This is a genomic window from Pseudidiomarina sp. CB1 (genome assembly GCF_024752025.1).
In the GTDB taxonomy this organism is placed as follows: domain Bacteria; phylum Pseudomonadota; class Gammaproteobacteria; order Enterobacterales; family Alteromonadaceae; genus Pseudidiomarina.
Window position 1 is genome coordinate 25850 of sequence record NZ_JANTPU010000001.1, and the last position, 26982, is coordinate 52831.

At 50.5% G+C, this 26982-nt stretch carries 23 protein-coding genes; 12 read left to right on the forward strand and 11 right to left on the reverse strand.

Annotation, left to right across the window (positions count from 1 at the left end):
- On the reverse strand, positions 1-1137 hold the full coding sequence (hemW, locus tag NV375_RS00110; RefSeq protein WP_258806449.1) for a radical SAM family heme chaperone HemW: 1137 nt from the start codon (positions 1135-1137) through the stop codon (positions 1-3).
- Positions 1134-1727, reverse strand: coding sequence for an XTP/dITP diphosphatase (locus NV375_RS00115; protein WP_258806450.1), 594 nt, complete (start codon positions 1725-1727; stop codon positions 1134-1136). The genes hemW and NV375_RS00115 overlap by 4 nt, the downstream gene beginning before the upstream one ends.
- A gap of 73 nt (positions 1728-1800) precedes the next feature.
- Between NV375_RS00115 and NV375_RS00120 the strand changes: the two genes are divergently transcribed.
- Positions 1801-3540 carry a potassium/proton antiporter gene (locus NV375_RS00120; protein ID WP_258806451.1) on the forward strand — a complete coding sequence of 580 codons (1740 nt, stop codon included), beginning with the start codon at positions 1801-1803 and terminating at the stop codon, positions 3538-3540.
- A 1-nt stretch (position 3541) separates the two neighbouring features.
- On the opposite strand, the gene NV375_RS00125 is transcribed toward NV375_RS00120, so the two are convergent.
- The 4 genes from NV375_RS00125 to NV375_RS00140 are packed head-to-tail and all read right to left on the reverse strand — an operon-like array spanning position 3542 to position 6069.
- Positions 3542-3988 carry a DUF4426 domain-containing protein gene (locus tag NV375_RS00125; protein WP_258806452.1) on the reverse strand — a complete coding sequence of 149 codons (447 nt, stop codon included), beginning with the start codon at positions 3986-3988 and terminating at the stop codon, positions 3542-3544.
- Positions 3989-4001: 13 nt separating this feature from the next.
- Entirely contained in the window at positions 4002-4526 is a 525-nt protein-coding gene (locus NV375_RS00130) for a YggT family protein (RefSeq protein ID WP_258806454.1), read from the reverse strand.
- A gap of 12 nt (positions 4527-4538) precedes the next feature.
- Positions 4539-5366 (reverse strand): pyrroline-5-carboxylate reductase, encoded by an 828-nt coding sequence (proC, locus tag NV375_RS00135; RefSeq protein ID WP_258806455.1) that lies wholly within the window; start codon positions 5364-5366, stop codon positions 4539-4541.
- 10 nt (positions 5367-5376) lie between these two features.
- Complete coding sequence (locus NV375_RS00140) at positions 5377-6069, reverse strand: YggS family pyridoxal phosphate-dependent enzyme (protein WP_258806456.1); 693 nt, start codon at positions 6067-6069, stop codon at positions 5377-5379.
- A 38-nt stretch (positions 6070-6107) separates the two neighbouring features.
- Between NV375_RS00140 and NV375_RS00145 the strand changes: the two genes are divergently transcribed.
- The 3 genes from NV375_RS00145 to tsaD all read left to right on the forward strand — a co-directional run bounded on the left by NV375_RS00145 (position 6108) and on the right by tsaD (position 9384).
- On the forward strand, positions 6108-7145 hold the full coding sequence (locus NV375_RS00145; RefSeq protein ID WP_126769477.1) for a type IV pilus twitching motility protein PilT: 1038 nt from the start codon (positions 6108-6110) through the stop codon (positions 7143-7145).
- 3 nt (positions 7146-7148) lie between these two features.
- Positions 7149-8291: a PilT/PilU family type 4a pilus ATPase gene (locus tag NV375_RS00150; protein WP_309491674.1), complete on the forward strand. Its 1143-nt coding sequence runs from the start codon at positions 7149-7151 to the stop codon at positions 8289-8291.
- A gap of 64 nt (positions 8292-8355) precedes the next feature.
- Entirely contained in the window at positions 8356-9384 is a 1029-nt protein-coding gene (tsaD, locus tag NV375_RS00155) for a tRNA (adenosine(37)-N6)-threonylcarbamoyltransferase complex transferase subunit TsaD (protein ID WP_258806457.1), read from the forward strand.
- Here the strand turns inward: tsaD and plsY are convergent.
- Positions 9368-9958, reverse strand: coding sequence for a glycerol-3-phosphate 1-O-acyltransferase PlsY (plsY, locus tag NV375_RS00160; RefSeq protein ID WP_258806458.1), 591 nt, complete (start codon positions 9956-9958; stop codon positions 9368-9370). The two genes, tsaD and plsY, sit on opposite strands and share 17 nt — an antisense overlap.
- A gap of 98 nt (positions 9959-10056) precedes the next feature.
- On the opposite strand from plsY, the gene folB reads away from it, so the two are divergent.
- Genes folB through NV375_RS00175 form a run of 3 tightly spaced genes read left to right on the forward strand, consistent with a single transcriptional unit; the run spans position 10057 to position 11745 of the window.
- Positions 10057-10410 carry a dihydroneopterin aldolase gene (folB, locus tag NV375_RS00165; protein WP_258806459.1) on the forward strand — a complete coding sequence of 118 codons (354 nt, stop codon included), beginning with the start codon at positions 10057-10059 and terminating at the stop codon, positions 10408-10410.
- Entirely contained in the window at positions 10411-10932 is a 522-nt protein-coding gene (gene folK, locus NV375_RS00170; RefSeq protein WP_258806460.1) for a 2-amino-4-hydroxy-6-hydroxymethyldihydropteridine diphosphokinase, read from the forward strand. It abuts the gene before it with no gap.
- Between the two features lie 18 nt (positions 10933-10950).
- A complete protein-coding gene (locus tag NV375_RS00175; protein WP_258806461.1) occupies positions 10951-11745 on the forward strand; it encodes an undecaprenyl-diphosphate phosphatase in 795 nt (264 codons plus the stop codon).
- Positions 11746-11750: 5 nt separating this feature from the next.
- Here NV375_RS00175 and NV375_RS12610 read toward each other — a convergent pair whose 3' ends face one another.
- Complete coding sequence (locus tag NV375_RS12610; RefSeq protein WP_309491675.1) at positions 11751-12857, reverse strand: hypothetical protein; 1107 nt, start codon at positions 12855-12857, stop codon at positions 11751-11753.
- A 105-nt stretch (positions 12858-12962) separates the two neighbouring features.
- On the opposite strand from NV375_RS12610, the gene NV375_RS00185 reads away from it, so the two are divergent.
- From NV375_RS00185 to NV375_RS00195, 3 genes are read left to right on the forward strand one after another with little or no spacing between them, the layout of a single operon-like run.
- On the forward strand, positions 12963-14414 hold the full coding sequence (locus NV375_RS00185; protein WP_258806462.1) for an ExeA family protein: 1452 nt from the start codon (positions 12963-12965) through the stop codon (positions 14412-14414).
- A complete protein-coding gene (locus NV375_RS00190; protein ID WP_258806463.1) occupies positions 14414-15139 on the forward strand; it encodes a general secretion pathway protein GspB in 726 nt (241 codons plus the stop codon). Before NV375_RS00185 ends, NV375_RS00190 begins: the two co-directional genes overlap by 1 nt.
- Positions 15140-15194: 55 nt before the next feature.
- Positions 15195-16973 (forward strand): acyl-CoA dehydrogenase C-terminal domain-containing protein, encoded by a 1779-nt coding sequence (locus NV375_RS00195; RefSeq protein WP_258806464.1) that lies wholly within the window; start codon positions 15195-15197, stop codon positions 16971-16973.
- Here NV375_RS00195 and putA read toward each other — a convergent pair.
- Positions 16970-20140: a bifunctional proline dehydrogenase/L-glutamate gamma-semialdehyde dehydrogenase PutA gene (putA, locus tag NV375_RS00200; RefSeq protein WP_258806465.1), complete on the reverse strand. Its 3171-nt coding sequence runs from the start codon at positions 20138-20140 to the stop codon at positions 16970-16972. The two genes, NV375_RS00195 and putA, sit on opposite strands and share 4 nt — an antisense overlap.
- Positions 20141-20366: 226 nt before the next feature.
- Here putA and NV375_RS00205 point away from each other — a divergent pair, with 226 nt between their 5' ends.
- Positions 20367-21857, forward strand: coding sequence for an inorganic triphosphatase (locus tag NV375_RS00205; protein ID WP_258806466.1), 1491 nt, complete (start codon positions 20367-20369; stop codon positions 21855-21857).
- Complete coding sequence (glnE, locus tag NV375_RS00210) at positions 21845-24667, forward strand: bifunctional [glutamate--ammonia ligase]-adenylyl-L-tyrosine phosphorylase/[glutamate--ammonia-ligase] adenylyltransferase (protein ID WP_258806467.1); 2823 nt, start codon at positions 21845-21847, stop codon at positions 24665-24667. Before NV375_RS00205 ends, glnE begins: the two co-directional genes overlap by 13 nt.
- Here glnE and lpxL read toward each other — a convergent pair.
- Both lpxL and tolC read right to left on the reverse strand, forming a co-directional pair.
- Entirely contained in the window at positions 24664-25596 is a 933-nt protein-coding gene (gene lpxL, locus NV375_RS00215; RefSeq protein WP_258807931.1) for an LpxL/LpxP family Kdo(2)-lipid IV(A) lauroyl/palmitoleoyl acyltransferase, read from the reverse strand. The genes glnE and lpxL overlap by 4 nt on opposite strands.
- Positions 25589-26947: an outer membrane channel protein TolC gene (gene tolC / locus NV375_RS00220; protein ID WP_258806468.1), complete on the reverse strand. Its 1359-nt coding sequence runs from the start codon at positions 26945-26947 to the stop codon at positions 25589-25591. The genes lpxL and tolC overlap by 8 nt, the downstream gene beginning before the upstream one ends.
- Positions 26948-26982 lie beyond the last annotated feature (35 nt).

Genomic DNA, 26982 nt, shown 5'->3' on the forward strand with positions numbered 1-26982 from the left:
CTAAACCATCTCATCCAAAATTGAATTCAAAAAACGGCGTCCAAGTGGCGTCGTTTTCCATTCCGTCGGACTATCTTCCATTAATCCCTTCGTGATGGCTGGCGCCAAGGAAGTTTCTGCCACTGCTAGCGGCAGACCAGTGCGCTCGGTGAATAAGTTTTTGGGAATTGGCTCAGCTAAACGTAGAAGGTTCATGAAAAACTCAAACGGTAGCTCTGCGGTTGACACGTCCCACGTGCGGTAACGCAGCGGGCGGGTCAGATCGAGGTAGCCCTGCGGGTGTTTGATTTTCTCGCTACGAATAATGCGAGAGGAGTCCGGTAAAGAGATTTTTCCATGGGCACCACAACCAATCCCTAAATAGTCGCCAAACTGCCAATAATTGCGATTATGTCGACTTTGGTGGTTTGGTTTCGCATAAGCACTCACTTCGTAATTTTCATAGCCTGCAGCAAGCAGTTTGGCATGCCCTTGTTCATTAATTTCGGCAAGAATGTCATCTTCCGGCAAGCCTGGCGGCCGGCTTGCAAACGAGGTGTTGGGCTCAATGGTAAGCTGGTACCAAGAAATATGCGGTGGCTCGAGTGCGATAATGGCATCGAGATCAGCCATAGCTTGTTCGATGCTTTGTTCAGGCAAGCCATGCATTAAATCCAAGTTGAAACTTTGCAATGGTAATTGCTTAGCATAGTGTGCGGCGGTGAGTGCCTGATCGGGGTCGTGAATGCGGCCAAGGCGCTGTAACTGTTCAGCATTGAGGCTTTGCACGCCAATCGATAGACGGTTAACACCGGCGGCAATGAAACCAGCGAAACGTTCTTGCTCGAAGGTGCCTGGGTTGGCCTCTAAAGTGACCTCACAGTCCTTCGCTAAAGACAGTTGTGTAGCGACGCCCTGAAGTAGTCGCGCTACCGCTTGCGGGGTAAGTAAGCTTGGTGTGCCACCACCGATAAAGATACTAGCAATGGTTCGCCCTTGAACCCATTCGTGGTCGGCACGAAGATCATCGAGCAGTCTTGCGACATAAGCATCTTCTGGAACACCGCCTTTAAGTGCATGCGAGTTAAAGTCACAGTATGGGCATTTCTGCACGCACCACGGAATGTGGATATAGAGAGAGAGTGGCGGTAAATTCATGACTGTTCGAGCTGTTGGATAAGCTGGCGCAAGGCTTGGCCGCGGTGACTTAACGCTTGTTTACGTTCCTTGCTTAATTCCGCTGCCGTGCAGTTTTCACTCGCTACCCAAAATACCGGGTCATAACCAAAACCGCCGTCACCGGATGGCTGCATAGTAATCTCACCCTGCCAAGTGCCATGACAAATGAGTGGTGTTGGGTCTTCGGCATGTTGTAAAAAGGCGAGTACACAGTGAAATTCCGCTTGTCGCTTACCCGGTGGTACCTGCTGTAATGCATCCAGCAATTTAGCGACGTTGGTTGCATCAGTGGCGTCAGTGCCAGCGTAGCGTGCTGAATAGATGCCAGGGGCACCGCCAAGTGCTCGCACGGCGAGACCTGAGTCATCAGCAAGTGCCGGTAATCCCGTGTGTTGAGCGGCATGGCGAGCTTTCAGTATGGCATTTTCAATGAAGGTTAGACCGGTTTCTTCGGCTTCGCTAAAGCGCCATTCGCTCTGTGGGCGAACGTGCCATTGAAATGGGCGCAAAAGCTCGCTCAGTTCGCGGACTTTACCTTGGTTTCCAGTAGCTAGTACGACTTCTTGCATGACAGCTGCCTTGCTTTTCGGCACAATGAAAACATTATACGTCATCGTGGCAATACGACCCAAGGAGAAATACTTGTCTGATGTAAACAGTGTCATGCTTTTAATGGGCTCATTGTTATTGGTCAGTATTCTGGCTGCGGTGGTGTCATCGCAGTTTGGCGCTCCATTGTTACTGGTTTTTCTCATTGTCGGCATGCTCGCGGGTGAAGAAGGTCTGCTCGGTATCGAGTTCAATCAACCTGAGGTCGCATTCTTTATTGGTTCGTTGGCCTTGGTGATCATCATATTTGATGGTGGCATGCGCACGCGCAAAGAGAAGTTTAGGGTGGCGTTATGGCCGGCAATAAGTCTTGCGACATTAGGTGTCGCACTCACCTGTTCGCTGACCGCATTAGGCATTGTTTGGTTCTTTGAGCTACCTTGGCCAATTGCATTGTTGATCGGTGCTATTTTAAGTTCGACCGATGCAGCTGCAGTCTTTGGTATTTTCCAGTCTCAGAATTTGAAAATTCAACAGCGGGTCGCTTCAACCTTAGAGATCGAGTCGGGCACCAACGATCCGATGGCCGTAATTCTAACCCTCACCATGACCTCAATCATTGCCGCGACCGAGGCGTTTTCGTTGACGGCAGTTGGTTTCAACGTCATGCAACAATTAGTGCTCGGCTATCTAGGCGGTTGGCTGGGCGGGCGTTTGTTTATCTTTATGGCACGCAAAATCACTGCGCAGTTCACTTTCTTTCCGTTGCTGGCCGCCGCCAGTGCGGTGGTGATCTTTGCGATTACCTCCGGTCTGGGGGGCAGTGGATTTCTTGCCGCCTATTTAATGGGCTACATGATCGGTAACGCTCGTTTACCGCAACTGATGCATATTCTTCAGGTACAAGATGGTCTCGCTTGGTTGAGTCAGATCATGATGTTCTTGATTCTGGGCCTCTTAGTCACGCCATCTCATTTAGTTGACAATATTGGTTTGTCGCTCGCTGTTGCTGGCTTAATGATCTTTATTGTTCGTCCGCTGGCAGTATTCATTAGTTTGGCACCGTTTTCCTTCCCGCTACGCGAACAGTTCTTTATTAGTTGGGTTGGTTTACGTGGAGCCGTGCCTATTATCTTGGCACTTTATCCGTGGCTTAATGGCGTTGAAGGGCAAGAACTGTTTTTTGATATCGCCTTTGTGGTGGTGCTGGTATCTTTGGTTTTGCAAGGCTGGACGCTAGCCCCTATGGCGCGCTGGTTAAAGTTAGAAGTTCCGGCGCAGGCAGAACCCGATCGGCGCATGGCTCTTGACCAAGTTGGCAGTAAAGACCCGTTAGAATTGTGGGCCTATGAGATAAGCGAGCGCTCACCCGCATGCGATCACTTTTGGCATGAATTACGTTGGTCGGTACCACTGGAGTTCGTTGGTGTGATTCGCCAAGGTGAATGGTTACGCCCACAGAGTCGTCTGAAGCTCTGCGAAGAAGACAGAGTTCTGGTGGTGGCCAAGGTTCAACATATTGATGAGATCAGCCGAGTGCTCGCGGCGGGTGGTAAAGCACGAACCTTGAATAGCAGTGACTTCTTCGGCGACTTTACGTTGAATGGCGACCTTACCTTAGGTGACGTAGGAAGCTTCTACCCGTTGGGTGAGCTGTCACCAGAGCAGCGGCAACTGAGCCTACATGATTACTTTTCGCGCAAGTTTCATCGACGTATGGTGGTTGGGGACCAGTTAGTGCTAGGAAATGTCCAGCTCACGGTACGCGAGCTGGACGAGCACGATAAAATCAGTAAGGTTGGGGTGAAGTTACTGGATCTGGGGGAATCCTAGCTTAATTCTGCCAGAACTCTTTCGAGAACCGTAGTTCCTGAACCTCATTTCCCTGTTTGATGGTAATAAAAAAGCGCAGTGTTTCGAGGTTGGTAAACGACGTTTGTGCCAGATAATAAACCGCATCGCCTTCGATAACTTCATTAAATTCGAGCTTCTGTTGCATACTCAACGGGTTCATCGCGTAGCCTTCCACGGTGACTCGCTGGGCGGGCTTGCCAGGTTGCTCGGCGGCGAGTACGGCAATATTGAGCGTGGCGATGGTCTCGCCACGTTCGAGGTTGTACTGGCGTGCCATTTCAGGGCGTAGTGCCGTTGAGTTAAAGGCGTTGTAATGGACTTCCCACGGCCCCAAGCGCTGGCTTTGCTCAGCCGAAACTGTGGTGGCGGTCAAGGTGGCCCAAGTCACGAGCACCAAATAAGCACCGCCCAACAAGAACTTTTTCATGGTTCATTCCTTTTTACATGCCAATCAGAATGCGTAATGCCTGAATTGCGATCACCAGCACCAGCACCGACAGGTCAAGCCCGCCGATGGGCGGAATAATGCGCCGAATCGGGGCTAAGAAGGGCTCCGTGAGTTGCACTAAGATGGCCATCATAGGGTTGTAACCTTGTGCAAACCAACTTAACAGAGCACGAATGATGACAATCCAAAACAGCAGTTGGAGGAACTGGCTTATGGCACTCAACACACCAACGAGGAGCAAATCACTCCAAATCATTGGATAGCCCAAAATAGCGGATAGCGCAACAAACTTACCAATACTGACCACGAGGGCGAGCACTATGGTCGCGAGATCCCAAACTCCCACAGTAGGAATAAGTTTGCGCAGGGGCAGCACCAATGGATTGGTTACCTTCACCACAAATTGACTCATGGGGTTGTAAAAGTCAGCGCGTGCGGCTTGCAGCCAGACTCGCAAAATCACCACCATTAAGAATAATTCAAATAAGATGGTGACGAGAAAACGCATAAGTTCCATAGTGCTTAGCCTTTAAAAGAGTTTTGCCATTTCTTGGTTTCGTTTGACTGCTGCTTCGACCGCATCGGCTGAGATTTTATCAATGTCATAGGCTTGATACTGTTCGATACCTTTTGCGGTGGAGCCACCTTTACTTGTGACTTGTTTACGTAAGTCTTCTAATTCGAGTTCGCTCGCGATGGCCATTTCAGCTGCACCGAGAGCTGTTTGTTGCACCATGGTACGCGCTTTATCACGATCAAAACCAAGCTTCACCGCCGCTTTTTGCAGGCTTGCCATGAACTCGAAAAAGTATGCTGGTCCACTGCCTGCAACTGCACCTAAGATATCGAGCTCGTCTTCGTCAGCGACCCATAGAGTGGCACCAACACCGTCGAAAGCTTCAGTGATGTAGTTTTTGTCGTCATCGGTCACACGGTCATCGGCAACCAAGCCCGACATGCCTTTGCCCACTAACGATGGGGTATTTGGCATTACACGAATCATACGGATATCATCGCCAAGATACTGGCGGTATTTTTCGATACGAATTCCCGCCGCAATGGTGACGATAAGTTTATCGCTCAGGTTTGCCACTTCGTTACGCAATGCGGCGCAAACATCAGCCATTAACTGTGGCTTTACGGCTAACACGATAACGTCTGCTTGCGCGGCGACTTCGGCATTACTTTGACTGGTGTTAACTTTGAGTTCGCGCGCCATTTTTTCGAGTTTACCCGTGCTTGGGTTGCTCACGGATATAGCCGCAGCGGGGTAGCCACTAGCCACCATACCGCCGACGATACTTTGCGTCATGTTACCGGCGCCGATAAAAGCGATGTTACGTGATTGCGTGGACATAGGTTACTCCTTAAGTTGTCTCGCGGGCGCCAAACAACGCAGTACCGACGCGCACCATTGTGGAGCCGGCAGCGATGGCGGGAGCAAGATCATTGCTCATACCCATTGAAAGTGTATCTACTGTTGGATATTGGGACGCTAACTCAGAATACAAGCTTTGCATGGCGTTTAAGCTCTTGCTCGCTGCTGTGGCAGACGTTGCTGCGGCGGGAATAGTCATGAGGCCACGTAAGGTAAGTTGCGGAAATTGCGCAATGCTTGCGGCTAAGTGAGCAATTTCGTCCGGCGCCACACCGGATTTGCTTGCTTCGTCGTCAATATTGACTTGAATCAGTACTTGCAAGGGCGGTAATGATTTCGGGCGTTGCTCGTTCAGGCGGCGCGCAATTTTTACGCGGTCTATACTTTGTACCCATGCAAAATGAGTGGCAATATCGCGGGTTTTATTAGACTGGATGGGCCCAATAAAATGCCAGTCGAGGGCTTCTAAGTCTTTCAGTTCTTGTTGTTTCGATAAGGCTTCTTGCAGGTAGTTTTCGCCAAAACTGCGTTGTCCGGCTTGGTAAAGCGCACGTATTGCGCTGGCCGGTTTGGTTTTGCTTACCGCTAACAATTGCACCGAATCTGGGCTACGATTGCATTGTTGGCAAGCGTTTTCGATTTGGCTACGGACTTCTTTTAAGCGTTCAACTATGCTATTCATTTGCTAACGGCTCACCCATAACAACAAAGAGAAAGAGTATGGATATTACTGAGTTACTCGGCTTCGCCGTCAAACATAATTCCTCGGACTTACATTTGTCGGCGGATTCGCCCCCTATGATACGGGTAGATGGTGACGTTCGTAAAATCAATATTCCGGCACTGAACCATAAACAAGTGCAAGAGCTGGTTTATGACATCATGAATGACCGTCAGCGCAAAGAGTACGAGCAAAACTTTGAGTGTGACTTTTCCTTTGAGGTTCCTGATTTAGCTCGCTTCCGGGTGAACGTATTCGTACAAAACCGCGGTTGTGGTGCGGTATTACGTACTATTCCTAGCGATGTTTTAACGCTTGAGCAATTGGGTGCTCCTGATATCTTTAAAACGATTGCCGACCAACCTCGGGGATTAGTGTTGGTTACTGGACCTACCGGCTCAGGTAAATCAACCACGCTTGCGGCGATGGTCGATTTCATTAACGAAAACAAACATCACCACATTCTCACCATCGAAGATCCGATCGAGTTTGTGCACAAAAACAAACAAAGCCTGATCAACCAACGGGAAGTTCATCGCGATACCCACAGCTTTAGCAATGCCTTACGTTCGGCGCTGCGGGAAGACCCTGATGTGATTCTGGTGGGTGAGATGCGGGATCTTGAGACGATTCGCTTAGCGATGACTGCTGCGGAAACAGGTCACTTAGTGTTTGGTACCTTGCACACCACCTCAGCACCGAAGACGATTGACCGTATTATTGATGTGTTTCCGGGTGATGAAAAGCCGATGGTACGTTCAATGCTTTCGGAATCCTTGCGCGCCGTTATTTCGCAGACCCTGCTGAAAAAGGTTGGCGGTGGTCGTGTGGCTGCGCATGAAATTATGATAGCCACACCGGCGATTAAGAATCTTATTCGCGAGGATAAAGTCGCGCAGATGTATTCATCCATTCAAACGGGTGCTGCTCATGGTATGCAAACGCTTGATCAAGGTCTGCTGAATTTGCTCAACCAAGGTCTGGTGTCGCGCATTGATGCTCGTGCTAAAGCTGCCAATAAAGAGGCGTTTAAATAAGCCATGGCGAACGATAAGCAATCAGGAGGCCGTATGTTGTTGGACAAACTACTCAAGGTCATGATCGAGAAAGATGCCTCGGATCTGTTCATCTCGGCGCTGTTACCACCGAGTGCAAAAATCAATGGCGAGTTGCGCCATTTGACCGAACAAAAACTTAGCGAAGAGCAAGCACTGGAATTGGTCAAAGAAGCGCTTGGTGAGAAGCATCAAGATGAATACTTTAACGAGCAAGAAGCGAACTTTGCGATTTTCCGTGAGGGCATTGGACGCTTTCGTGTCAGTGCGTTTTGGCAGCGCCAACGCGCGGGTATGGTTATTCGTCGTATCGTTACTGAGATTCCGACGGTTGAGCAACTCAAACTTCCCGAAGTATTAACCAAGCTCATCATGGCTAAACGTGGCTTAATGCTGGTTGTGGGTGGTACCGGTACCGGTAAATCGACCAGTCTTGCGGCCTTAATTGGCTTCCGAAATCAGCATTCACGTGGACACATTTTGACGATTGAGGATCCGGTCGAGTTTGTTCATGAACATGGTAAATCGATGGTGACGCAACGTGAGGTCGGCACCGATACCGAGAGCTTCGAGGCTGCGCTGAAGAGTTCATTGCGGCAGGCTCCAGACGTTATTCTGGTGGGTGAGATCCGTTCGCAAGAAGTTATGGAGTACGCGTTAACCTTTGCTGAAACCGGTCACTTGTGTGTTGCAACCTTGCACGCCAACAATGCGAACCAAGCGATTGAACGTATTATGCACATGGTGCCAAAAGAGAAAATTGGCAAATTAATGTTTGATTTGTCGTTGAACCTGCGCGGAATTGTGGCACAGCAATTAGTGCCAACCACCGACGGTGGACGGGTCGCGGCGATCGAAGTATTGCTTAATAGTCCAATCGTTGCAGAGAAAATCGCCAAAAACGATATGGGCGAGATCAAAGAGATCATGTCGAAGTCGCGAGAACTTGGCATGCAGACCTTTGACCAAGCGCTTTTCGATCTTTACAAGGCACGTAAAATTTCTTTTGAAGAAGCGCTTCGTCACGCAGATGCACCAAATGACCTCCGCTTACGCATTAAACTAAGTGGTGAATCGCGTGGTGGCGAGGATGGTCCATTGAAAGGTGTGACTGTAGATTTAGAGTAACTTCGATTACACTATTGCCTTTCCAAAGTGAGTGCTCTTGGGCGCAGTTTGTATGAGGTTGGCAATGCGTGTATTAGGAATTGAAACATCTTGTGATGAAACCGGTATCGCTATTTTCGATACCGAGCATGGGTTACTTGCTCATCAACTCTACTCACAAGTAAAACTTCACGCAGATTATGGTGGTGTGGTGCCGGAATTGGCATCACGCGACCACGTGCGCAAAACCCTTCCGCTCATTCAAGCCGCATTAAAACAAGCAAACCTCACCGCCGAACAGATCGACGGCGTTGCCTACACCGCTGGTCCTGGCCTCGTTGGTGCGTTGCTGGTGGGGGCCTGTATTGGTCGCAGTTTAGCACTGGGCTGGCAAGTTCCTGCGGTGGCTGTCCATCATATGGAAGGGCATTTGTTGGCACCGATGCTTGAAGACAAACCACCCGCATTTCCGTTTATTGCACTGTTGGTGTCCGGCGGCCATACGCAACTGGTGCGCGTAGACGGCATCGGGCAGTATCAACTACTGGGTGAGTCTGTTGATGATGCCGCCGGCGAAGCTTTTGATAAAACAGCAAAGTTGATGGGGTTGGATTACCCAGGGGGACCACGGTTGGCAGCATTGGCTGAGCAGGGGCGCGCTGATTGTTATAAATTTCCGCGGCCAATGACCGATCGGCCAGGACTTGATTTTAGTTTTAGCGGGTTAAAAACCTTTGCCGCAAACACCATAGCTGCGGCTGATGATGATGCGCAAACGCGCGCGGACATCGCTCGCGCGTTTCAAGACGCAGTCGTCGATACGTTGGTGATTAAATGTCGCCGCGCCCTGAAAGAGACCGGTTTAAAACGCCTTGTGGTTGCTGGTGGCGTAAGCGCGAACAAAGAGTTGCGCGCACAGTTGCATGCATTTGCTGAGAAAATTGGCGGTGAAGTGTTTTTCCCGCGCCCTGAGTTTTGTACCGATAATGGCGCTATGATTGCTTATGCTGGTGCACAACGTCTGGCCGCCGGAGAACACGTTGATGAACGCGTGAAAACCTATCCGCGCTGGCCATTAGAGCAGCTAAAAGAACCTGTCAGCGATTGCGCTTGATGCGCTGTTCGTTACCATGACGTAAGCGCGAGATATTCGATTGGTGGCGCCAAATAATGAGTGCTGAAATCATAATGACAGGGACGGTATACTGCGGCTTAATCCAATAAGCATAAAATGGTGCGAGCGATACAGTAATAATCGCTGCCAATGACGATAGTTTGCTAACTTTAAAAACCACCAGCCACGTAAAGATAAGTAACAGTGCCATTTCCCATGCCACTGGAAACATTGCGCCTAAAGCTGTTGCTACCGCTTTGCCGCCCCGAAAATGGAAGTACAGTGGAAAAATGTGGCCTAAACATGCGGCAACGGCAATCATCCCGAGAAACAGTGGTGGAATGCCAAGAAAGTACGATCCCCAGACTGGAATCATACCTTTGAGGACATCGAAAAAGAGGGTAAGAATCGCTGGGATTTTACCGCCAAGGCGATAAACATTTGTTGCGCCGGGATTATTCGAACCATTTTGGCGTGGGTCAGGAAGACCAAACAGTTTGCAGATCAGCACAGCGCTGCTAATGGAGCCAAACAAATAAGCGATCACGATCGCTAAAATAATTAATCCACCCATAGGGAAACGTTTCCGCTGTGCTTTTCATTCTTAAGTAAAGCACTTAGCATAAGCGCTTTGCAGAAAAATTTCTATGCTGACAAAAAGAGTAGCGCTCAATGGATAAAGTGTTTGTGAAAGGTTTGCGTGTGGATGCCTACATTGGTGTGTACGATTGGGAGCATGAGCAAACCCAACCTTTGTTTTTGGACCTAACAATGACTTGGGACCAAACGGCTGCCGGCGCCAGTGACGCCCTGTCCGATGCTTTGGATTACGACACCTTAAGTAAAGCTGTGGTGGCGCTGATACAAGCGCGCCCGCGACAGTTAATTGAAACCGTCGCTGCCGAAGTTGCGCAACTGATCCTCACCGACTTCAATGTTGCGTCAGTCACGGTGCGCGTCGAAAAACCTCAAGCAGTTGCTGCGGCAAACACCGTTGGGGTCGAAATCACTCGGAGCCGAGCATAAATGGCTGTCGTTTACTTAGGGCTTGGGAGTAATCGGGATCGGAGCAAGCACATTCGAGCTGGCCTTCGTGCCTTGCATGATACCTTTGCCTCAGCGGCGCATCCATTGCGTGTGTCGCGGGTGTATGAAAGTGCCGCGGTTGGCTTTGACGGACACGATTTTTACAACACCGTGGTGGAACTCCGTACGGACCTCTCGCTTCAGCAAGTGGTACAGACCTGCAAAGCCATTGAACAAGCGCACGGGCATCCTTCGAATGTGCCCAAATACAGTCCCCGCACACTTGATATTGATGTCTTGATGTATGACGACTTTATTTGTCGTCAGCCGATACAATTACCTCGTGGTGAAGTATTAAAAAATGCTTTTGTATTGTGGCCATTAGCCGAATTGGCGCCCGCATTACGGCATCCTGAGACGGGCATAAGCTTTGCAGAACATTGGCAATCTTACGCTAGCGAGCAACGTCTAAAGCCGTTAGACTTTGCCTTTGAGCCATTACCTTATTTACTTACGCCTTAGATCACAAGGAAGCTGACGTTGTCTACTTTTGAAGCCATTATTCTAGCGCTTATTCAAGGTCTCACGGAATTTCTTCCGATTTCGAGTTCGGCGCATTTAATCTTGCCGTCGCAACTGCTTGGCTGGCAGGACCAAGGTCTTGCGTTTGACGTAGCAGTACATGTAGGAACGCTTGCGGCAGTGGTGTTTTATTATCGCCAACAGGTGACCGAGTTGCTGGTGGGATGGTGGGGCACCTTTCGTGGCCAGTATACCGAGTCGAGCCGATTGGCGTGGTTTATTGTTTGGGCAACGGTTCCGGCAGGCCTTGCGGGGTTGTTTGGCGCGGACTTGCTAGAAAACTACGGCCGCTCAGCGTTGGTCATTGCCACCACAACTATCGTTTTTGGTCTTGCCCTATGGTACGCCGATCGCCGTGCTAGCGAGAAAGCAGCTTTGGCGACGTTAACGTTGCGGCAAGCGATGTTTGTCGGGATCGCACAAGCTATCGCCCTGATTCCTGGCACCTCGCGCTCAGGTATTACCATTACCGCAGGACTCTTGCTGGGCCTAACGCGCACTGATGCTGCACGTTTTTCATTCTTATTGTCGATTCCGGTGATTGCCTTAGCGGGAGGCTATAAAGGCTTGCAGTTAGCGCAACAAGCGGAGCCAGTCGCTTGGTCATTCGTATTGATAGGCATGGCTGTATCGTTTGTTGCGGCCTACCTGTGTATTAAGCTGTTTTTACAGGTTATCGAACGCATGGGTATGTTGCCATTCGTACTCTATCGATTAGCACTTGGCGTGGTGTTATTCCTAATGTTTTTGTAGTTCACTTACGCTAGCTGTGTCTGCAAAACACTGGCACGAGCTTGTTGTACCGCATCGCCGATTGCTGGGCCAGACAAGGTTTCGCCTCTTGTTTTTGCTTCAGCGATCACCTCTGTCGCTGCTACTTTTCGCGCAGCGTTAAAAGCCTCGAGTAAGCGTTGTGCGTCGTACGTTGTTAGCCCTTGCAGTTGCCAAATTGCGACGAGCTTCGGTACCCGCTCCGGGCGGCGCCAACAATCAGCCTGATTGAGACAAGTAAAGAAACAAGTGCTGGTTGCAAGCCGATGTTTGGCGGCGTGCCAACGGTGCGCCAACAGGGCCATGTGCCGCCACTCGGTGGGTACCCGCAAACGCTCACAGCACGCGACGACTTGTGCTTCGCTATCGAGTTCTCCTTGCCATCCAGCAAATACCAATTCAGCTTGCCCGGCTGTGCAGTGATTAAGCCGCGCTAGGACGCCCTCCAGCGTGCGTTCATCGGTAAGTTCAGTGAACCACGGTGCAAGGGCATTAGCTTGCGCTAAAACCGCAAAGTAAGTGGCTGGACTAGCGCTGTTGAGTGCTTTCACGGTTTCGTGCCAGACGCGTTCATTGGCCAATTCTTGCAACTCATTGGCGGCGCTCATGCTCCGCATGAGTTCTAGGGTTTCCGGTGCAACGGTAAAACCGTCATCGGCAAAGCGGGCGGCAAAGCGCGCAACGCGAAGAATGCGTAACGGATCTTCGACGAAGGCTGCCGAAACGTGGCGTAGTCGACGCGCGTTGATATCTTTGAGGCCGCCGTAGGGGTCGATGAAGTGGCCGTCTTGGTCTTGCGCGATGGCATTAATGGTGAGGTCACGGCGTAAGAGATCTTCTTCAAGTGTGACGTTAGGGTCGGCCGCTATGGTAAAGCCTGTATAACCTCTTCCTGATTTGCGCTCGGTACGTGCGAGCGCATACTCTTCATTGGTTTCGGGGTGCAAAAACACTGGAAAGTCTTTGCCGACTTGGCGATAGCCCTTGGCCAGCATTTCTTGTGGCGTGGCGCCGACGACGACGTAATCTTTTTCATGTACGGTTTTACCAAGCAATTGGTCACGTACAGCACCACCGACAAGATAGACTTTCACTGCGAACTCCTTCTTTGTTTCATTGATGATCGCTAATGACTAGCTCTGATGCAAGTCAATCGTTACACTGGAGTTCGACTTGGTTTCGCAAACGACAGACAAACTATGTATCTGAACTATTTTGGCCTACAAACAGAACCGTTTTCGATAGCGCCCGATCCAACATTTCTGTATATGAGCGAGCGCCATCAAGAGGCGCTGGCGCATTTAAGTTATGGTTTGCAAGGTAGTGGTGGCTTTATTCTATTGACGGGTGAAGTAGGGACCGGTAAAACCACGGTATCAAGAGCCTTGCTCGACCAGCTTTCGGAAGAAACCCGCACAGCGTTTATTTTGAATCCGATGCTCAACGAAACTGAGTTACTCGCAACCTTATGCGATGAGTTTGGGATTCGTTATGCGAAACGCAACATCACTAATAAGCGTTTGACCGATAAGCTGTCAGAGTTTCTCTTAGCGGCTAACGCCGAAGGTCAACAATGTGTCGTACTGATTGATGAGGCGCAGCACTTGCGCCCACAGGTCCTTGAACAGCTAAGGTTACTTACGAATCTCGAAACCAATCAGAACAAACTCTTGCGGGTCATCTTAATTGGCCAGCCTGAATTACAAGACTTGTTACGCCGTCGGGAGTTAAGGCAATTGGCGCAGCGCATAACCGCTCGTTATCACCTCTTACCGCTGCAGGCGAGTGATACTGAACGCTACATTAATTACCGCCTACAAGTCGCAGGGGCGCAACGTGCACTGTTTGATAGCACGGCAATTAAAAAGGTACATGAACTAAGTGGTGGAATACCAAGGCGATTAAATTTACTTTGTGATCGGGCATTGCTTGCTGCGTATAACGACCAAGTCCAAACGGTAACCAAAACACAGATTAAAACTGCGGCACGAGAGCTCGGTGAGCACGAGCAGACCCAGCGCCGCAGTTCGTCACCGCTAGCAATAGCCGCAGGCATCTTCGTGGCTTTGTGTCTTGGCGTTGCGCTTGCTGCTTGGCAGTTGGTTCCGGCCAGTGATGCTTCGTTGCCAGCTGCCGGTTCGAGCAATGTACAGACGCAAGAGCTATCGACTGCTGGCACTCAACAAGGGATTCGGCAGTTATTGCAGGCGTGGCAGTTGCCGCAACCACCTTCCAATCAGCCGATTTGTGAATGGGTCACCGATTATCAACTTGGCTGTGCGCAAGCACGGTTACGTTTCGACCGCATCGTGGCGTTAAATTTACCGGCACTTTTACAACTAGCTGATGGCAGTTGGCAGTTTATCGAGAATGCTCAAATGAACCCTGCTGAAACTTGGACTGGCGAGTTTTTGGCCTTGTGGCCACTGCCTCCTGGTTACCAATTAGATGACCCTAGCACTTACCAAAACTGGTTGGCCAAACAGTTGCAGCGTTACCGGCAGAGCGATGCAGATGATCTGCCTCGCTTAGCACAAACCCTACAGCAAGAACATGGCCTGCCAATCACCGCCCAACTTGATGCGGTAACGTTGGCGTGGTTAACAAGTCACCACACAACCTTGGGACCACGGCTAGAGGGAGCGCGCTAATGTCGTCAGTATTGAAAGCGCTAAGGCAACAACAGTCGCAACTCATTCCGCCGCAACAACCGATTCAACTTACTGCGGCAATATCGCCGTCGCGCCTTACTTCGCGTTGGTGGTGGCTAGTATTACCTCTCGCGTTACTCGTTGGGTGGGTCGGTGCTTATTGGTTTTTGGGGGCGACGCCACTGACGACAGACAGAGCTGACACGGTACCGACAGCTCAAGCAAGCTCAAGTGAACCAAGCCTTACGCTGGGACAGCCACAGCAGGTACGTGTTGTTGAACTCCCGCAGCAAGAAGCGCCTGAAGCGGCACCATCGTCCCAGCCGCAACCGACCCGCTCGACGTTCGAAGCGGTACCTGAGGTTGCGGCAGATCAAGCCTTAAGCCTTGATGAGGTGCCCGCAGATTTGCTGGCGGCGTTTGAAGAGGCCATTGTTGCCACTGGCAAGAGTACCTCGACGGCGCCTCCAGAGTCGGTACTGCCGCGTATTGCTGAACTTGAGCGAAGTTTACGACAACAAATTCCGCCATTTACATACGATGGTCACCAATACTCGTCACGAGCGACAGAGCGCTTTGTCGAGCTTGCGGGGCAACGCTTGCGGCAAGGTGATTATTGGCAGGGTATTCAGGTGCTTACTATAGCGCCGAATCATGTCGTTTTGGCACTTGGCAAGGACGCTTTCCAGCAACCTGCGTTAGAAGACTGGACAACGCAGCCGTAAGTTGATATTAAAACACCTGTTTAAATTCATTGTTTGATTTTTTTTGAGGTGTTGTATGGCTGACTATCGTGTTCCGCGCGAAGATATGCAGTTTTTGCTGCAGGATGTATTCCGAGTCGATCAGGATTGGGCACGTTTCCCTGCACTGAACGAAGTTGATATGGACATGGCAAGCGCCATCATCGACGAGGCCGCTAAATTGGCCGAAGGTCTGATAGCGCCGCACGCTCGGGCAGCCGATGAAGAAGGCGTTCGCTTCAACGATAGCGTGGTAACCACGCCAGCTAATTACCGTGAAAATTATCAACAACTGGCCGCTGGTGGCTGGGTTGGCGTGACCGCCAATCCTGAATTTGGCGGCATGGGTTTACCCAAAGTTGTTTCGGCGCAATATGAAGAAATGTTATGCGCTGCAGACATCTCATTTTCCCTTTATCCGGGCCTCACCGCAGGTGCCATCATCACCCTTGATGCTTATGCCAGCGATGCATTGAAACAGCTCTATTTGCCGAAAATGACCAGTGGTGAATGGACGGGTACCATGTGCTTGACCGAACCGCATGCGGGTACCGACCTTGGTATCATCCGCACAAAAGCTGAACCGCAAGAGGATGGTACTTTCGCCATCAGCGGTACCAAAATTTTTATCACTGGCGGTGAGCACGACCTCACCGACAACATTGTTCATTTGGTGTTAGCAAAACTGCCCGACGCACCAGCTGGAAGTAAAGGCATTAGTCTATTTTTAGTGCCGAAGTTTTTACCTGATGCCGATGGCAATCCAGGTGAGCGTAATGCAGTAAAGTGTGGCTCTATTGAGCACAAAATGGGGATCCATGCGTCGGCGACCTGTGTGATGAACTTTGATGGTGCAACCGGTTGGCTTATTGGCGAGCCGCACCAAGGATTGCCGGCGATGTTTACCATGATGAATTACGAGCGCCTTGGGGTTGGTATTCAGGGCCTTGGCGCGGCTGCGCGGTCGTACCAGAATGCTTTAGAGTATGCACAAGATCGTTTGCAGGGACGTGGTGCAAAAGCGACTCGTGCGCAAGACAAAGAAGCCGATCCATTGATCGTCCATGGTGATATTCGACGCATGCTGTTAACCATGAAAGCTTTTGTTGAAGGTGGACGAGCTTTCTCAACTTATGTCGGCCAGCAGTTGGATATCGCCAAGTACAGCGAGGACGCACAAGAAAAGGCGCGTGCTGATGCGTTGGTCGCGTTGCTCACCCCCATTGCGAAAGCGTTCATCACCGATACGGGCTTTGAAACTACCGTGATTGGTCAGCAGGTCTTTGGTGGGCATGGTTATGTGCGTGAGTGGGGCCAGGAGCAGCTCGTTCGCGATTGCCGAATTGCACAAATCTATGAAGGAACTAACGGTATTCAAGCGTTAGACTTACTGGGCCGTAAAGTGTCTGGGTCGCGTGGCGAATTGGTGAAGCCACTGCTAGAAGACATTCAGGCGCTTTTAGCTGAGCCGACTTCGGAGTTGGCGGCCGAATATGAACAGCTCGGTAAAGCGGTACAGCGTACCGAAGAGGTAACCGGCCAAGTGTTGCAACAAGTTGCTGGTGGTGATGAGAACATCATTAATAGCGTTGCGGTTGAGTATCTGCACTTACTTGGTTACGTGACTTACGGTTATTTATGGTTACGTATGGCGAAATCGGCGCAGCCGTTGGTTGCTGAGCGTCCGTATTTAGCCAGTAAGGTGAAAACTGCGAAGTTTTATATGGCGCGGTTGTTGCCGCGGGTGGAAAGCTTGGCCGCCGCCATTGCCGACGGCAGCCAGTCATTGTACCTACACGAATTGGAAGATTTTTAATCGCCCAGCGAGAGTAGGGTAGCGTTACCACCAACAGCAGTAATGTTGTTGGTGCGCGTTTTTTCGGTGATAAAGCGGGTAAGGTAGTGTGGACCGCCCGCTTTGGGTCCAGTACCCGACATGCCGCGGCCACCAAACGGCTGCACACCTACAACAGCGCCAATCTGGTTGCGGTTAATGTACACATTACCAACGTCGATACGACGGGCAACATCGGCCGCGAAGGTTTCGTTACGGCTATGAATGCCAAAGGTTAAACCAAAACCAGTTGCGTTAATGCTATCAATCACGTCATCGAGCTTGTCAGTAGAGTAGCGGATGACATGCAGAATTGGCCCAAAGTTCTCTTTCACCAACTGATTGATACTGTCGATTTCGATGGCGGTCGGTGCTACGAAAGTACCGTCATTGGTATAGTCAGGCATCGGTGCACGAGCTATCAGGCGACCTGCCTGTGAAATGTCCGACACGTGCTGCTCAAGGTTACTCTTCGCCACACCGTCGATCACTGGACCTACGTCAGTTTCATGTAACAGTGGGTCGCCCACTTTCAGTTCAGCCATTGCACCTTTGAGTAGATCGATGACGCGGTCGGCAATGTCATCTTGCACGAACAATACGCGCAAGGCAGAACAACGTTGGCCAGCGCTCTTGAAGGCACTGGCAACAATGTCGGTGACGGCTTGTTCAGGTAGCGCTGTTGAGTCAATCAACATGGCGTTCTGGCCGCCGGTTTCTGCAACTAATGGCACAATTGCACCGGTACGTGCGGCAAGTGCACGGTTAATCGATTGTGCCGTATAGGTCGAACCGGTAAAGCATACACCGCCGATATCTTCTTGGCTGACCAAGAATGAGCCAACTTCGGCACCACTACCAGGCATAAAGTGCACCACGTCGCCTGGAATACCGGCTTCAAGTAACAGTTGCACAGCACGGAAAGCGATTAAGCCAGTCTGCTCCGCAGGCTTGGCGATAACACAGTTACCGGTTACCAATGCGGCCACCACTTGGCCAGTGAAAATTGCTAAGGGGAAGTTCCAAGGACTGATGCAGATAAAGGTACCACGACCTTGCACGAACAACTCATTGGTCTCGCCTGTAGGCCCTGGCAACGTAGTGCCTTCGCCCATAAGTTTGCGTGCTTCGACCGCGTAGTAACGGCAAAAGTCGACTGCTTCACGAACTTCATCGATACCGTCTTGTAAGCTCTTACCGGCTTCGAGTGAGCACAAAGCGATCAGCTCATCACGATTGGCTTCCATTAAATCAGCAAACTTTTCTAGCGCTTTTGCACGAACTTCGACGTCGGTATCTCGCCAGCGGCGATAGGCCGCGTTAGCGCTATTGAGCGCTTGCTCAGCCAGCGCCTTGTCGCCCCAGCAAATGCTGCCGATTTGGCGTTGATTCTCTTGCGGACTGTTAATGCTCACGCGGTGGTGGGCGTCATCAATCACGTCGCCATTAACGATCGGGCCACCTTGCCATTGTTTGTCGCGGTATTGCTGCACGGCAGCAATGAAATCATCTGCTTGAGAGTGAATGTTCATGTTCAATCCTAACGAGTTTTTGCGATCGCTGAAAATCTGCGTCGGTAAAGGAATTTTGGTATTTGCCAAGCTTTCGTACTTGGTGATGGTGCGCATCGGGTGCTGGGTAAGTTCTTCAACCGGCGTCTCTGGGTCCACCAATTTATGCACAAATGACGTATTGGCGCCGTTTTCTAACAAGCGGCGTACTAAGTATGGCAGCAAGTCTTTATGGGCACCGACCGGAGCGTAAATGCGTACCGTCGTGTTTTCATCTTCCTGCAGAAGTGTGTCATAAAGATCATCACCCATGCCGTGCAGGCGTTGAAACTCGATACGGCGCTGCGTGGCTTCGTTCATCTGGCGAATGGCAATTACCGTTTGCGCATTGTGCGTGGCGAACTGCGGATAAATTGCGCCATCGGTCTGTTCGCAAAGCAGGTAACGCGCGCAGGCCAAGTAGCTTACGTCAGTATTGGCTTTGCGCGTGAAAACGGGATAGCCCGTTAAGCCATTGACCTGACAAAGTTTGATTTCAGTGTCCCAGTAGGCGCCTTTAACAAGACGAACTGGAATCTCATCACCACACTCTTTCGCCAGTGCGGTGAGCCAAACTAAAGTGGGTAGTGCACGCTTGGAATAGGCTTGTACCACCAAGCCGAAACGCGGCCAGCCTTTACAAACACCACTGCGATAAACTTTTTCGAACAGCTCTAACGAGAGTTCGTGGCGGTCTGCCTCTTCGGCATCGATCGTGACACCAACGTCGGCTTCTTTCGCGAGCTTAACCAACTCGGTTAGGCTTTGTGCGAGCTCGGTTAAAACGCGCTCGTGGTTTGCCGACTCATAGCGCGGATGCAGCGCCGACAACTTGATCGAAATGGTTGGGCGTGGAGCCTTAGGGTTATTAAAGTTTTCTTGCGCAACAACGTTGATCGAATTCACATAATCGGCGTGATAACGTCGTGCGTCAGCCATCGTCAAAGCCGCTTCGCCTAGCATGTCGTAGGCGTGCGTGTAGCCCTTGTCGCGATTGGCACGGCTATTTTTTAGCGCTTCTTGAATGGTGCGTCCTAATACGAACTGCTTACCCATGATACGCATGGCGGCGTAGGTTGCCTTGCGTACGATGGGCATCCCCAAGCGGCGGGTCAAGCGGCGAAATACGCCGCGTGGCGTAGCCATTGGTTGACCTGTTGGGTTAATCACTGAGTTGGTCAGCGCTAAGCCCCAGGTACCTGAGTTTACCAACCATGACGCACTTTCGCCCATGTGCTTTTGCCAATCACCGCCGGACAACCGGTCTTGAATCAGTGCATCAGCGGTGTAGGCATCAGGGATGCGTAATAAGGCTTCAGCCAAGCACATAAGAATAATACCTTCTTGCGTATCAAGGCTGTACTCTTGTAAAAAGGCATCAACGCCACCGCCATCGGCGCGGTCACGTACGGTATTGACCAACTTTGCTGTGCGCTCGGTCACTTGATCAAGCGTCGAATCATCGTTGGGCACCAGTTGCATCAGTTCTTGCAAATAGGCGTCTTCATCGACCAAGTAATTGTCGGTAATGGCGCGTTGCAAGGTGCCGAGGTCGGCACCGGTATACTGAGCCTGAAGTACTTCACTGGCTTTGAACATAGCATCTCCTGTAAGACTCAGCCGTTGGCTGGAGGGGACATAATTTGCGCGCCAGTATATTGCTTTTTTACTGCGCGTAAAGCCCACTTCGTCAGTTTTTCTAAACTTTTCGTCGCCGCCCACGGTGCAATTTTTGTACGCACCTGTCAAGCCCATTAAAGTTGACCCACACAGCGCCTACGAGTACCGTATTTAGCAGGATCAAAATGTTGACGTGAGAGCGCGTGTGAGCCAAGAAATTGAACTAAAATTACTGGTCGACGGTGCCAGCAAAGAAAAGATACTGGAATTATGCCAAAGCTTCGCAAAAGATGCGGAGCAAGCCACCTTTGAGCTCGGCAATCGTTATTTTGATACAGCCGATTTGCGGTTACGGCAGCACGATATGGGGCTGCGTATTCGCCAAAAGGACGAGGAGCGCGAACAAACGATTAAGTTAGCAGGTAAAGTCCTTGGCGGCATGCACAGTCGTCCAGAATATAATGCTGTCATCACGGCGGATAAGCCGGATCTAACCTTATTTGAAGAAGATATTTGGCCTGACGACTTTCCTTTATTCGACATCAATCGCGAGCTCGAAGAAATTTTTTCTACCAACTTTACCCGGCACCGTTGGCACATTCCCAGTGGGGATGGGCGTATTGAGCTGGTCTATGATGAGGGGGTGATCCAAGCGGGTGCCGAGCAACGTCCGATCGCCGAGGTTGAAATCGAAGTGCAACAAGGCAACCTGGCCGATGCTTATAAGATCGCGCGCCGTTTGGTAACGCGTTTGAATGCCCGCATGGGGAGTTTAAGTAAAGCTGCACGTGGTTATCTACTGGCCGGCAAAACAGTGCTCGAACCCTTTACCCATGCGCACTTTGTTCCACAAGAAGCAAATGACGATGTGGGCACCGGCCTTTATCGGGCATTGACCTATGCCTTGCAATACTGGCAACACAATGACGCTTGTTTAGGCGAAGCGCCAAGTGTCCGTGCCGTTGCTGGAATCACCGACGGCATCCGCCTGAGTAAAGTCGTGCTGCAGCAGTTAGCGACCCTCGAAGTCGACGTAAGTGATCATATTTTACGACTTGAGCAAATGCTTGGTCATTTGGGCTGGTTAAGTCGCTACGATGGCTTGACTGAGCTCACCGCTGAGGACGGCGCTTATCATCGTGCACTGAAGCAATATCCCAAGCTTTATGAGGCGATCCTTGAACAGCAAGAGCATGCCGTACAGTTAGAACTGGTCCAAAGTTTAAGTATTCGTGATGATTATCAATTGACCTTGCTTGAGTTGGGCGCTTTGTGCCAGCAGCAACCTCGTCACGAGCAAGTGTCGCAGTTACCGTTGCGGCAGTGGGCATCACAGCGTCTTCGCGAAGACTGGCAAAGCGTCATTGATGCGTTTGCAAAAGACGATGAATTAAAGCCTGAATATTATTTAAAGCAATTACCGCTGTTACAGAGCTCACTGCAACTCGGTTATTGTGTTGGCTACCTATTCGATGAGCAAGATCGCGAGCTCTTTCGTGCGCCGTGGCAGGACATGGTGCGGGGAATTCGCGAGATCATGGCGCTCAAACTGTTACGTGAAGCCATCAAGGACAATGAAGATAGCCAGCCTGAACGCTTGTTAAACTGGCAAAGTATACAACTAGAGACGTTGCTCTATGCGCTTGAGCACTCGCGTAAGGCGGCTCTGAAACAAGAGCCTTATTGGCTAAATTAAATCGTGCAGTGAGCGAACCTATTGTTATGACGCTATCGTCCCCGTTACTGAAAAAATTAGCTCAGCTAAGTCCGTTTATCGCGGATGTATTGGCGCATGAGGGTGGAGAGGACGAACCGATAACCATTGCACTGACCGATAATGAAACAATTGAGCTGATTGCACCGACTGACTACTTGCCGCGGTTACAGCAAGCGCTTGCCGAGGTAAGCGATGAAGCAACTGCGCAGCGACTATTGCGTCGTCATCGCAAACAATGGTTTGCGGCATTAGCGGCAGCGGATTTAACTGGACAACTGCCATTGCGTGACATGCTTGAGCATTTAAGTGCTGCCGCAGATGCTTTCATTATTGCTGCGCGTGATTGGCTTTATCCGCGTTTTACTGAGCGCTACGGCACGCCGCTTGATCATGATGGAAACGCGCAGCCGCTGTGGGTATTGGGGATGGGCAAACTCGGTGGGCGGGAATTAAATTTCTCGTCGGATATTGACCTCATTTTCTGCTATCCCGAGCGCGGTGAAACCGATCATCCACGTAAACCGATTGAAACTGATGTGTTTTTTACCAAGTTGGTACAAGGCTTGATGAGTTTGCTTGATGCGCTCACAGCGGATGGTCGTGTCTTCCGCGTAGATTTGCGCTTGCGTCCGTTCGGTCAATCGGGGCCTGTGGTTACGAGTCTCGCTGCGCTGGAGTATTACTACCAAGAGCAAGGTCGTGATTGGGAGCGCTACGCGATGGTGAAGGCACGCCTGATTGGTGCCGATAAAGCGAGTGAGCAGGCCTTTAAAGACTTGCTGCGTCCGTTTGTCTATCGCCGTTACATTGATTTTTCGGCAATCGACGCACTGCGCAAGATGAAAACGTTGATTAGCCAAGAAACCAAGCGCCAAGGGGTACAGAACAATATTAAGCTGGGCCCAGGTGGTATCCGCGAGGTGGAATTCATTGCGCAAACGTTTCAACTTATTCGCGGCGGTCAGCAACGACAATTACAGACGCAGTCACTGTATCAAGCCTATCAGGTGATTGCTGAGCAAGAGCTACTTCCTGCAGCAGCTGTAAAGGAGTTGCTGGCGAGCTATGAGTTTTTGCGTCGCGTTGAGCATGCGCTGCAAGAGTACAACGATGAACAAACACAGACACTGCCTGACGATCACGCACGACAAGAGGCGCTGGCTGCGGCTTTTGGGCAATCATGGCAAGCCTTGGTAAATGCTATTCAACAAGCAATGGCGCGTGTTCATCAACACTTCCAGAATGTCATTGGTGACAATGACAGCGATGATGAAGACGCTGGCGCCTTACAATTACTTTGGCAAGACATGGTTGAAGACAGCACTGCGCTTGATGTTTTACATGATTACGGACTGGATAAGCAGCGCGCGCAACTGATTTGGCAACATGTGAATGAGTTGCGCCTTGAGGTACGTAAGCGTGGCAGTGGTCCCCGTGGGCGCAAGGCCATGGCAAAACTGGTACCGGTGTTGGTGCAACGTTGCCTTCAGCTTGCTGATGCCGAGGTGGTCCTCGAACGCGTGTTTACCTTGTTACGGCGGATTATGAGCCGTACCGCCTATGTTGAGTTACTGGTCGAAAATCTTGGTGCACGTGAACAGCTGGTAAAACTTTGCCGAGCGAGCTCGTGGATTGCGCAGCATTTAGCAAACTTTCCCATCCTGCTGGATGAGCTCATTGACCCGCAGCATTTGTATGAGCTGCCAGAACTTACCGATTATCGTGCGATTATTGATGAATACCTGTTGCGTATTCCCGAGCAAGAAGATGATCTTGAAGCACAAATGAACGCACTGCGGCAAGCGCGGCAATCGTGCCAACTGAAAATTGCTGCGGCAGATATTAGCGGTGCATTGCCGTTGATGAAGGTAAGTGATCATTTGAGCTACCTCGCCGAGGCTATTATTGGTGCGGTGGTGAACTTGGCGTGGCAACAGCTTACGGCGCGGCATGGCTGTCCGCCTGGTTGTTCACCGTCACGCATGGGCTTTGCAGTTGTGGCTTATGGCAAGCTCGGCGGACTGGAATTAAGCTACAGTTCTGATCTTGATCTGGTTTTTATCACCGACAGCGATTATCAAGGCGAAACCGACGGCGCCAAGCCCCTTGAAGTACAACAATTTTATCTGCGTTTAGCGCAGCGCATACTTCATTTATTCACGACGCGTACCGTTATTGGGACGCTCTACGAAGTTGATATGCGGCTACGTCCATCCGGCAAAGCTGGGCTATTGGTGACGCGTTTATCAACTTATGCCAGTTACCTACAAGAGGACGCTTGGACCTGGGAGTTGCAAGCACTCGTTCGAGCGCGACCGGTATTTGGCGACCAAGAACTTTGCGCGGCGTTCCAGCAACTGCGCCAAGCGCAATTGCGGCAGACTAGAAATGTCACCGAACTAGCCAAACAAGTTGTTGAAATGCGAGAAAAAATGCGTAGTCACAAAGAACAGCGTAGTGAGCAACATAGCTTTGATCTGAAGCAAGGCGTGGGCGGCATTACCGATATCGAGTTTCTTGTGCAGTATTTGGTGTTACGTTTCAGCACAGAGCATCCTGCACTGACGACTTATACCGACAACGTTCGAATTTTAGAACAAGCGGGACAACTAGAAGTGATGCCTGCAGCACAAGCGCAGCAGTTAACCGAGATTTATATTCGTGAACGCGAATGGTTACATCAGTTGGCGCTGGACGATCGCGGTTCGCTCACCCATCAACCTTTCGCAGATGAGCGTTCCGTGGTTGCCAAAGCTTGGCAAGAGTGGTTTGCCGAGGTACTCCATTAACGCCGCTGATAAAGACTCGGGTCATCTTCATTTGGTCGAGTTTTAAACCGTCGATGTACCCACAAATACTGCTCTGGACGTTGCATAATGGCGAATTCAACCATTTTGTTGACGCGGGTAACGTCGGCCAAATCATCACCAGTTGGAAAGTTTTCGAATTCAGGATAGAAGCTGACGTCATAACCGCTACCGTCTTCTCGACGAAAGCAGGTAGTTGGTAACACTGCGCATTTTTTGCTATTGGCAAAAAGTAGGGTGCCGGTTGTCGTGCTGGTTTCGTTAACAGCAAAGAATGGAGCGAAAATAGTCCTTCTGCGCCCGTAGTCTTGATCTGGCAGGTAGCCAGCTATTTCGCCACTTTGAATCGCTTGCTTCATGCTGCGGACGTCGTTGCGTGGAATCATGTATTTATTTGAACGCCCGCGGCCACGGGTTTGCAAATATTCCATGACAGCGTTGTTATGGGGTCGATAAAGTCCCACCGCTGGCTTCACGAAACCGTGCAGACGAGCATGCACTTCCAGACTGAGAAAGTGAAAAAGTAGCAACAGTACGCCTTTCCCCTCATTGAGCGGTGCATGTAAATGCTCAACACCGTGCACATGAAGTTTGCGGCGAATACGCCAGTCGGGCCACCACCACGCCATGCCCGTTTCAAAGAAAGCGATACCGGTGTTTTGCATGTTCTTGCGCACCAACGCTTCGATTTCATCAGCGGTTTTTTCAGGAAAGCAAAGCTCAAGGTTGCGGCGGGCGACTTCTGCTCGTTTCGGTACAAACTTATAAAACAGCTTACCTAGACCACGACCTAGCGCGAGTTGCCATTTGTAGGGTAACCAAGAGATAAAATAAAGAAGGCTGACCCCTAACCAGGTCAGCCAATATTTAGGAAGTAAAAACCGTGCTTCAAATTTTGGTTTTTCAATTATTTTCATTAATGAGACTTGCGTTAATGGCCATCAGATCTTGTTCGCTGATCTTACCTGAAGCTTGCTGTAGTGTCAGTGATTGTCTGATGTAATTATAACGCGCGGTCGACAGATTACGACGAGCATTGAACAGGTTGCGTGTGCTATCTAACACATCGACGATAGTACGTGTACCGACTTCAAAACCCGTTTGCGTGGCATTTAAGGCGCTTTCCGCAGAAACCACAGCCTGCTCAAGTGCTTTAATCGTCGCTACTGCTGCAACCACATCGTAGTAGGCGTTGCGCACTTCACGCTCAACGCCACGACGAGTGAATTCAAGTTGTTGACTGCTGGCCACGTAATTTGAGCGCGCTTGATCAGCTTGCGCTGAGGTACGGAAACCACTGAAGATCGGCACATTCAAAGTGACGCCAATAGACGAGCTATCCATACGCGGGCTATCGTTGGTTTGGCCTTGAATCTCCTGCTCGGCATCAGAAGTACCATAGCTGGCTTGCAGGCCGACGCGCGGATAATGGCCAGCTTGGGCTAGCTCGATTTGTTGTTCGGAAATTTCCACGGCAACGCGCTGCACCAATAATTGCAGGTTTTTGTCTTCAGCTGTAGTTACCCAAGCATCGGCTTTCTCTGGATTAGGTGATGACGGTGAAAAGTTATCGGTATCAAGCTCGGCAAGCTCTTCGTGGTAGCGACCAGTGATTTCACGTAGGCTCTCTTGCGCGATTTCGACAGCATTTTTTGCTTGGATTTCGCGGGCTACTGCGTTGTCAAACTGCGCTTGAGCTTCATGGACATCGGTGATTGCAGTAAGACCTACGGAGAAGCGTTGTTTGGTTTGCTCAAGTTGGCGCTCAATCGCACGTTTTTCGGCCTGGGCAAATTCGAGATCATCCATTCGCTCCAGCACACTGAAGTAGGCGTTTACGACGCGAATCATCAACTGTTGGCGCTCGCTCAAATAGTTAACTTCTGCCTGATAAGCTTGTTTCTCAGCAATCTGAGTCTGTTCCCACACTGCTTTGCTAAACAAGGTTTGGCTAAGGCTTACGCCGGCGTCCCAGCCGGTCGTCGTAATGTCGTACATAAACGCATTACCGGAATTGTCGAAATCGAGGGTTTCCCGTTGACTACGCGAATAACCCGCTTCGAAACTAAGTTGTGGCCACCAATCGGCTTGGGCGATATTAACGCCTTTTTTCGCCGCATCACGTTGCGCTTGCGCTTGCTTGAGCGTAGGGTCATTTTGCAACGCTAATTGGAAGATTTCAGCAAGGTCGTCAGCGAATGCTGCCGAGCTGCTTGCTGCGAAAGTAAGTCCGATAACTGCTGAAAGAATCGTTTTTTTCATGAGTTCCGTAATCCTGGAGGTTCGTCTGGCTCAGA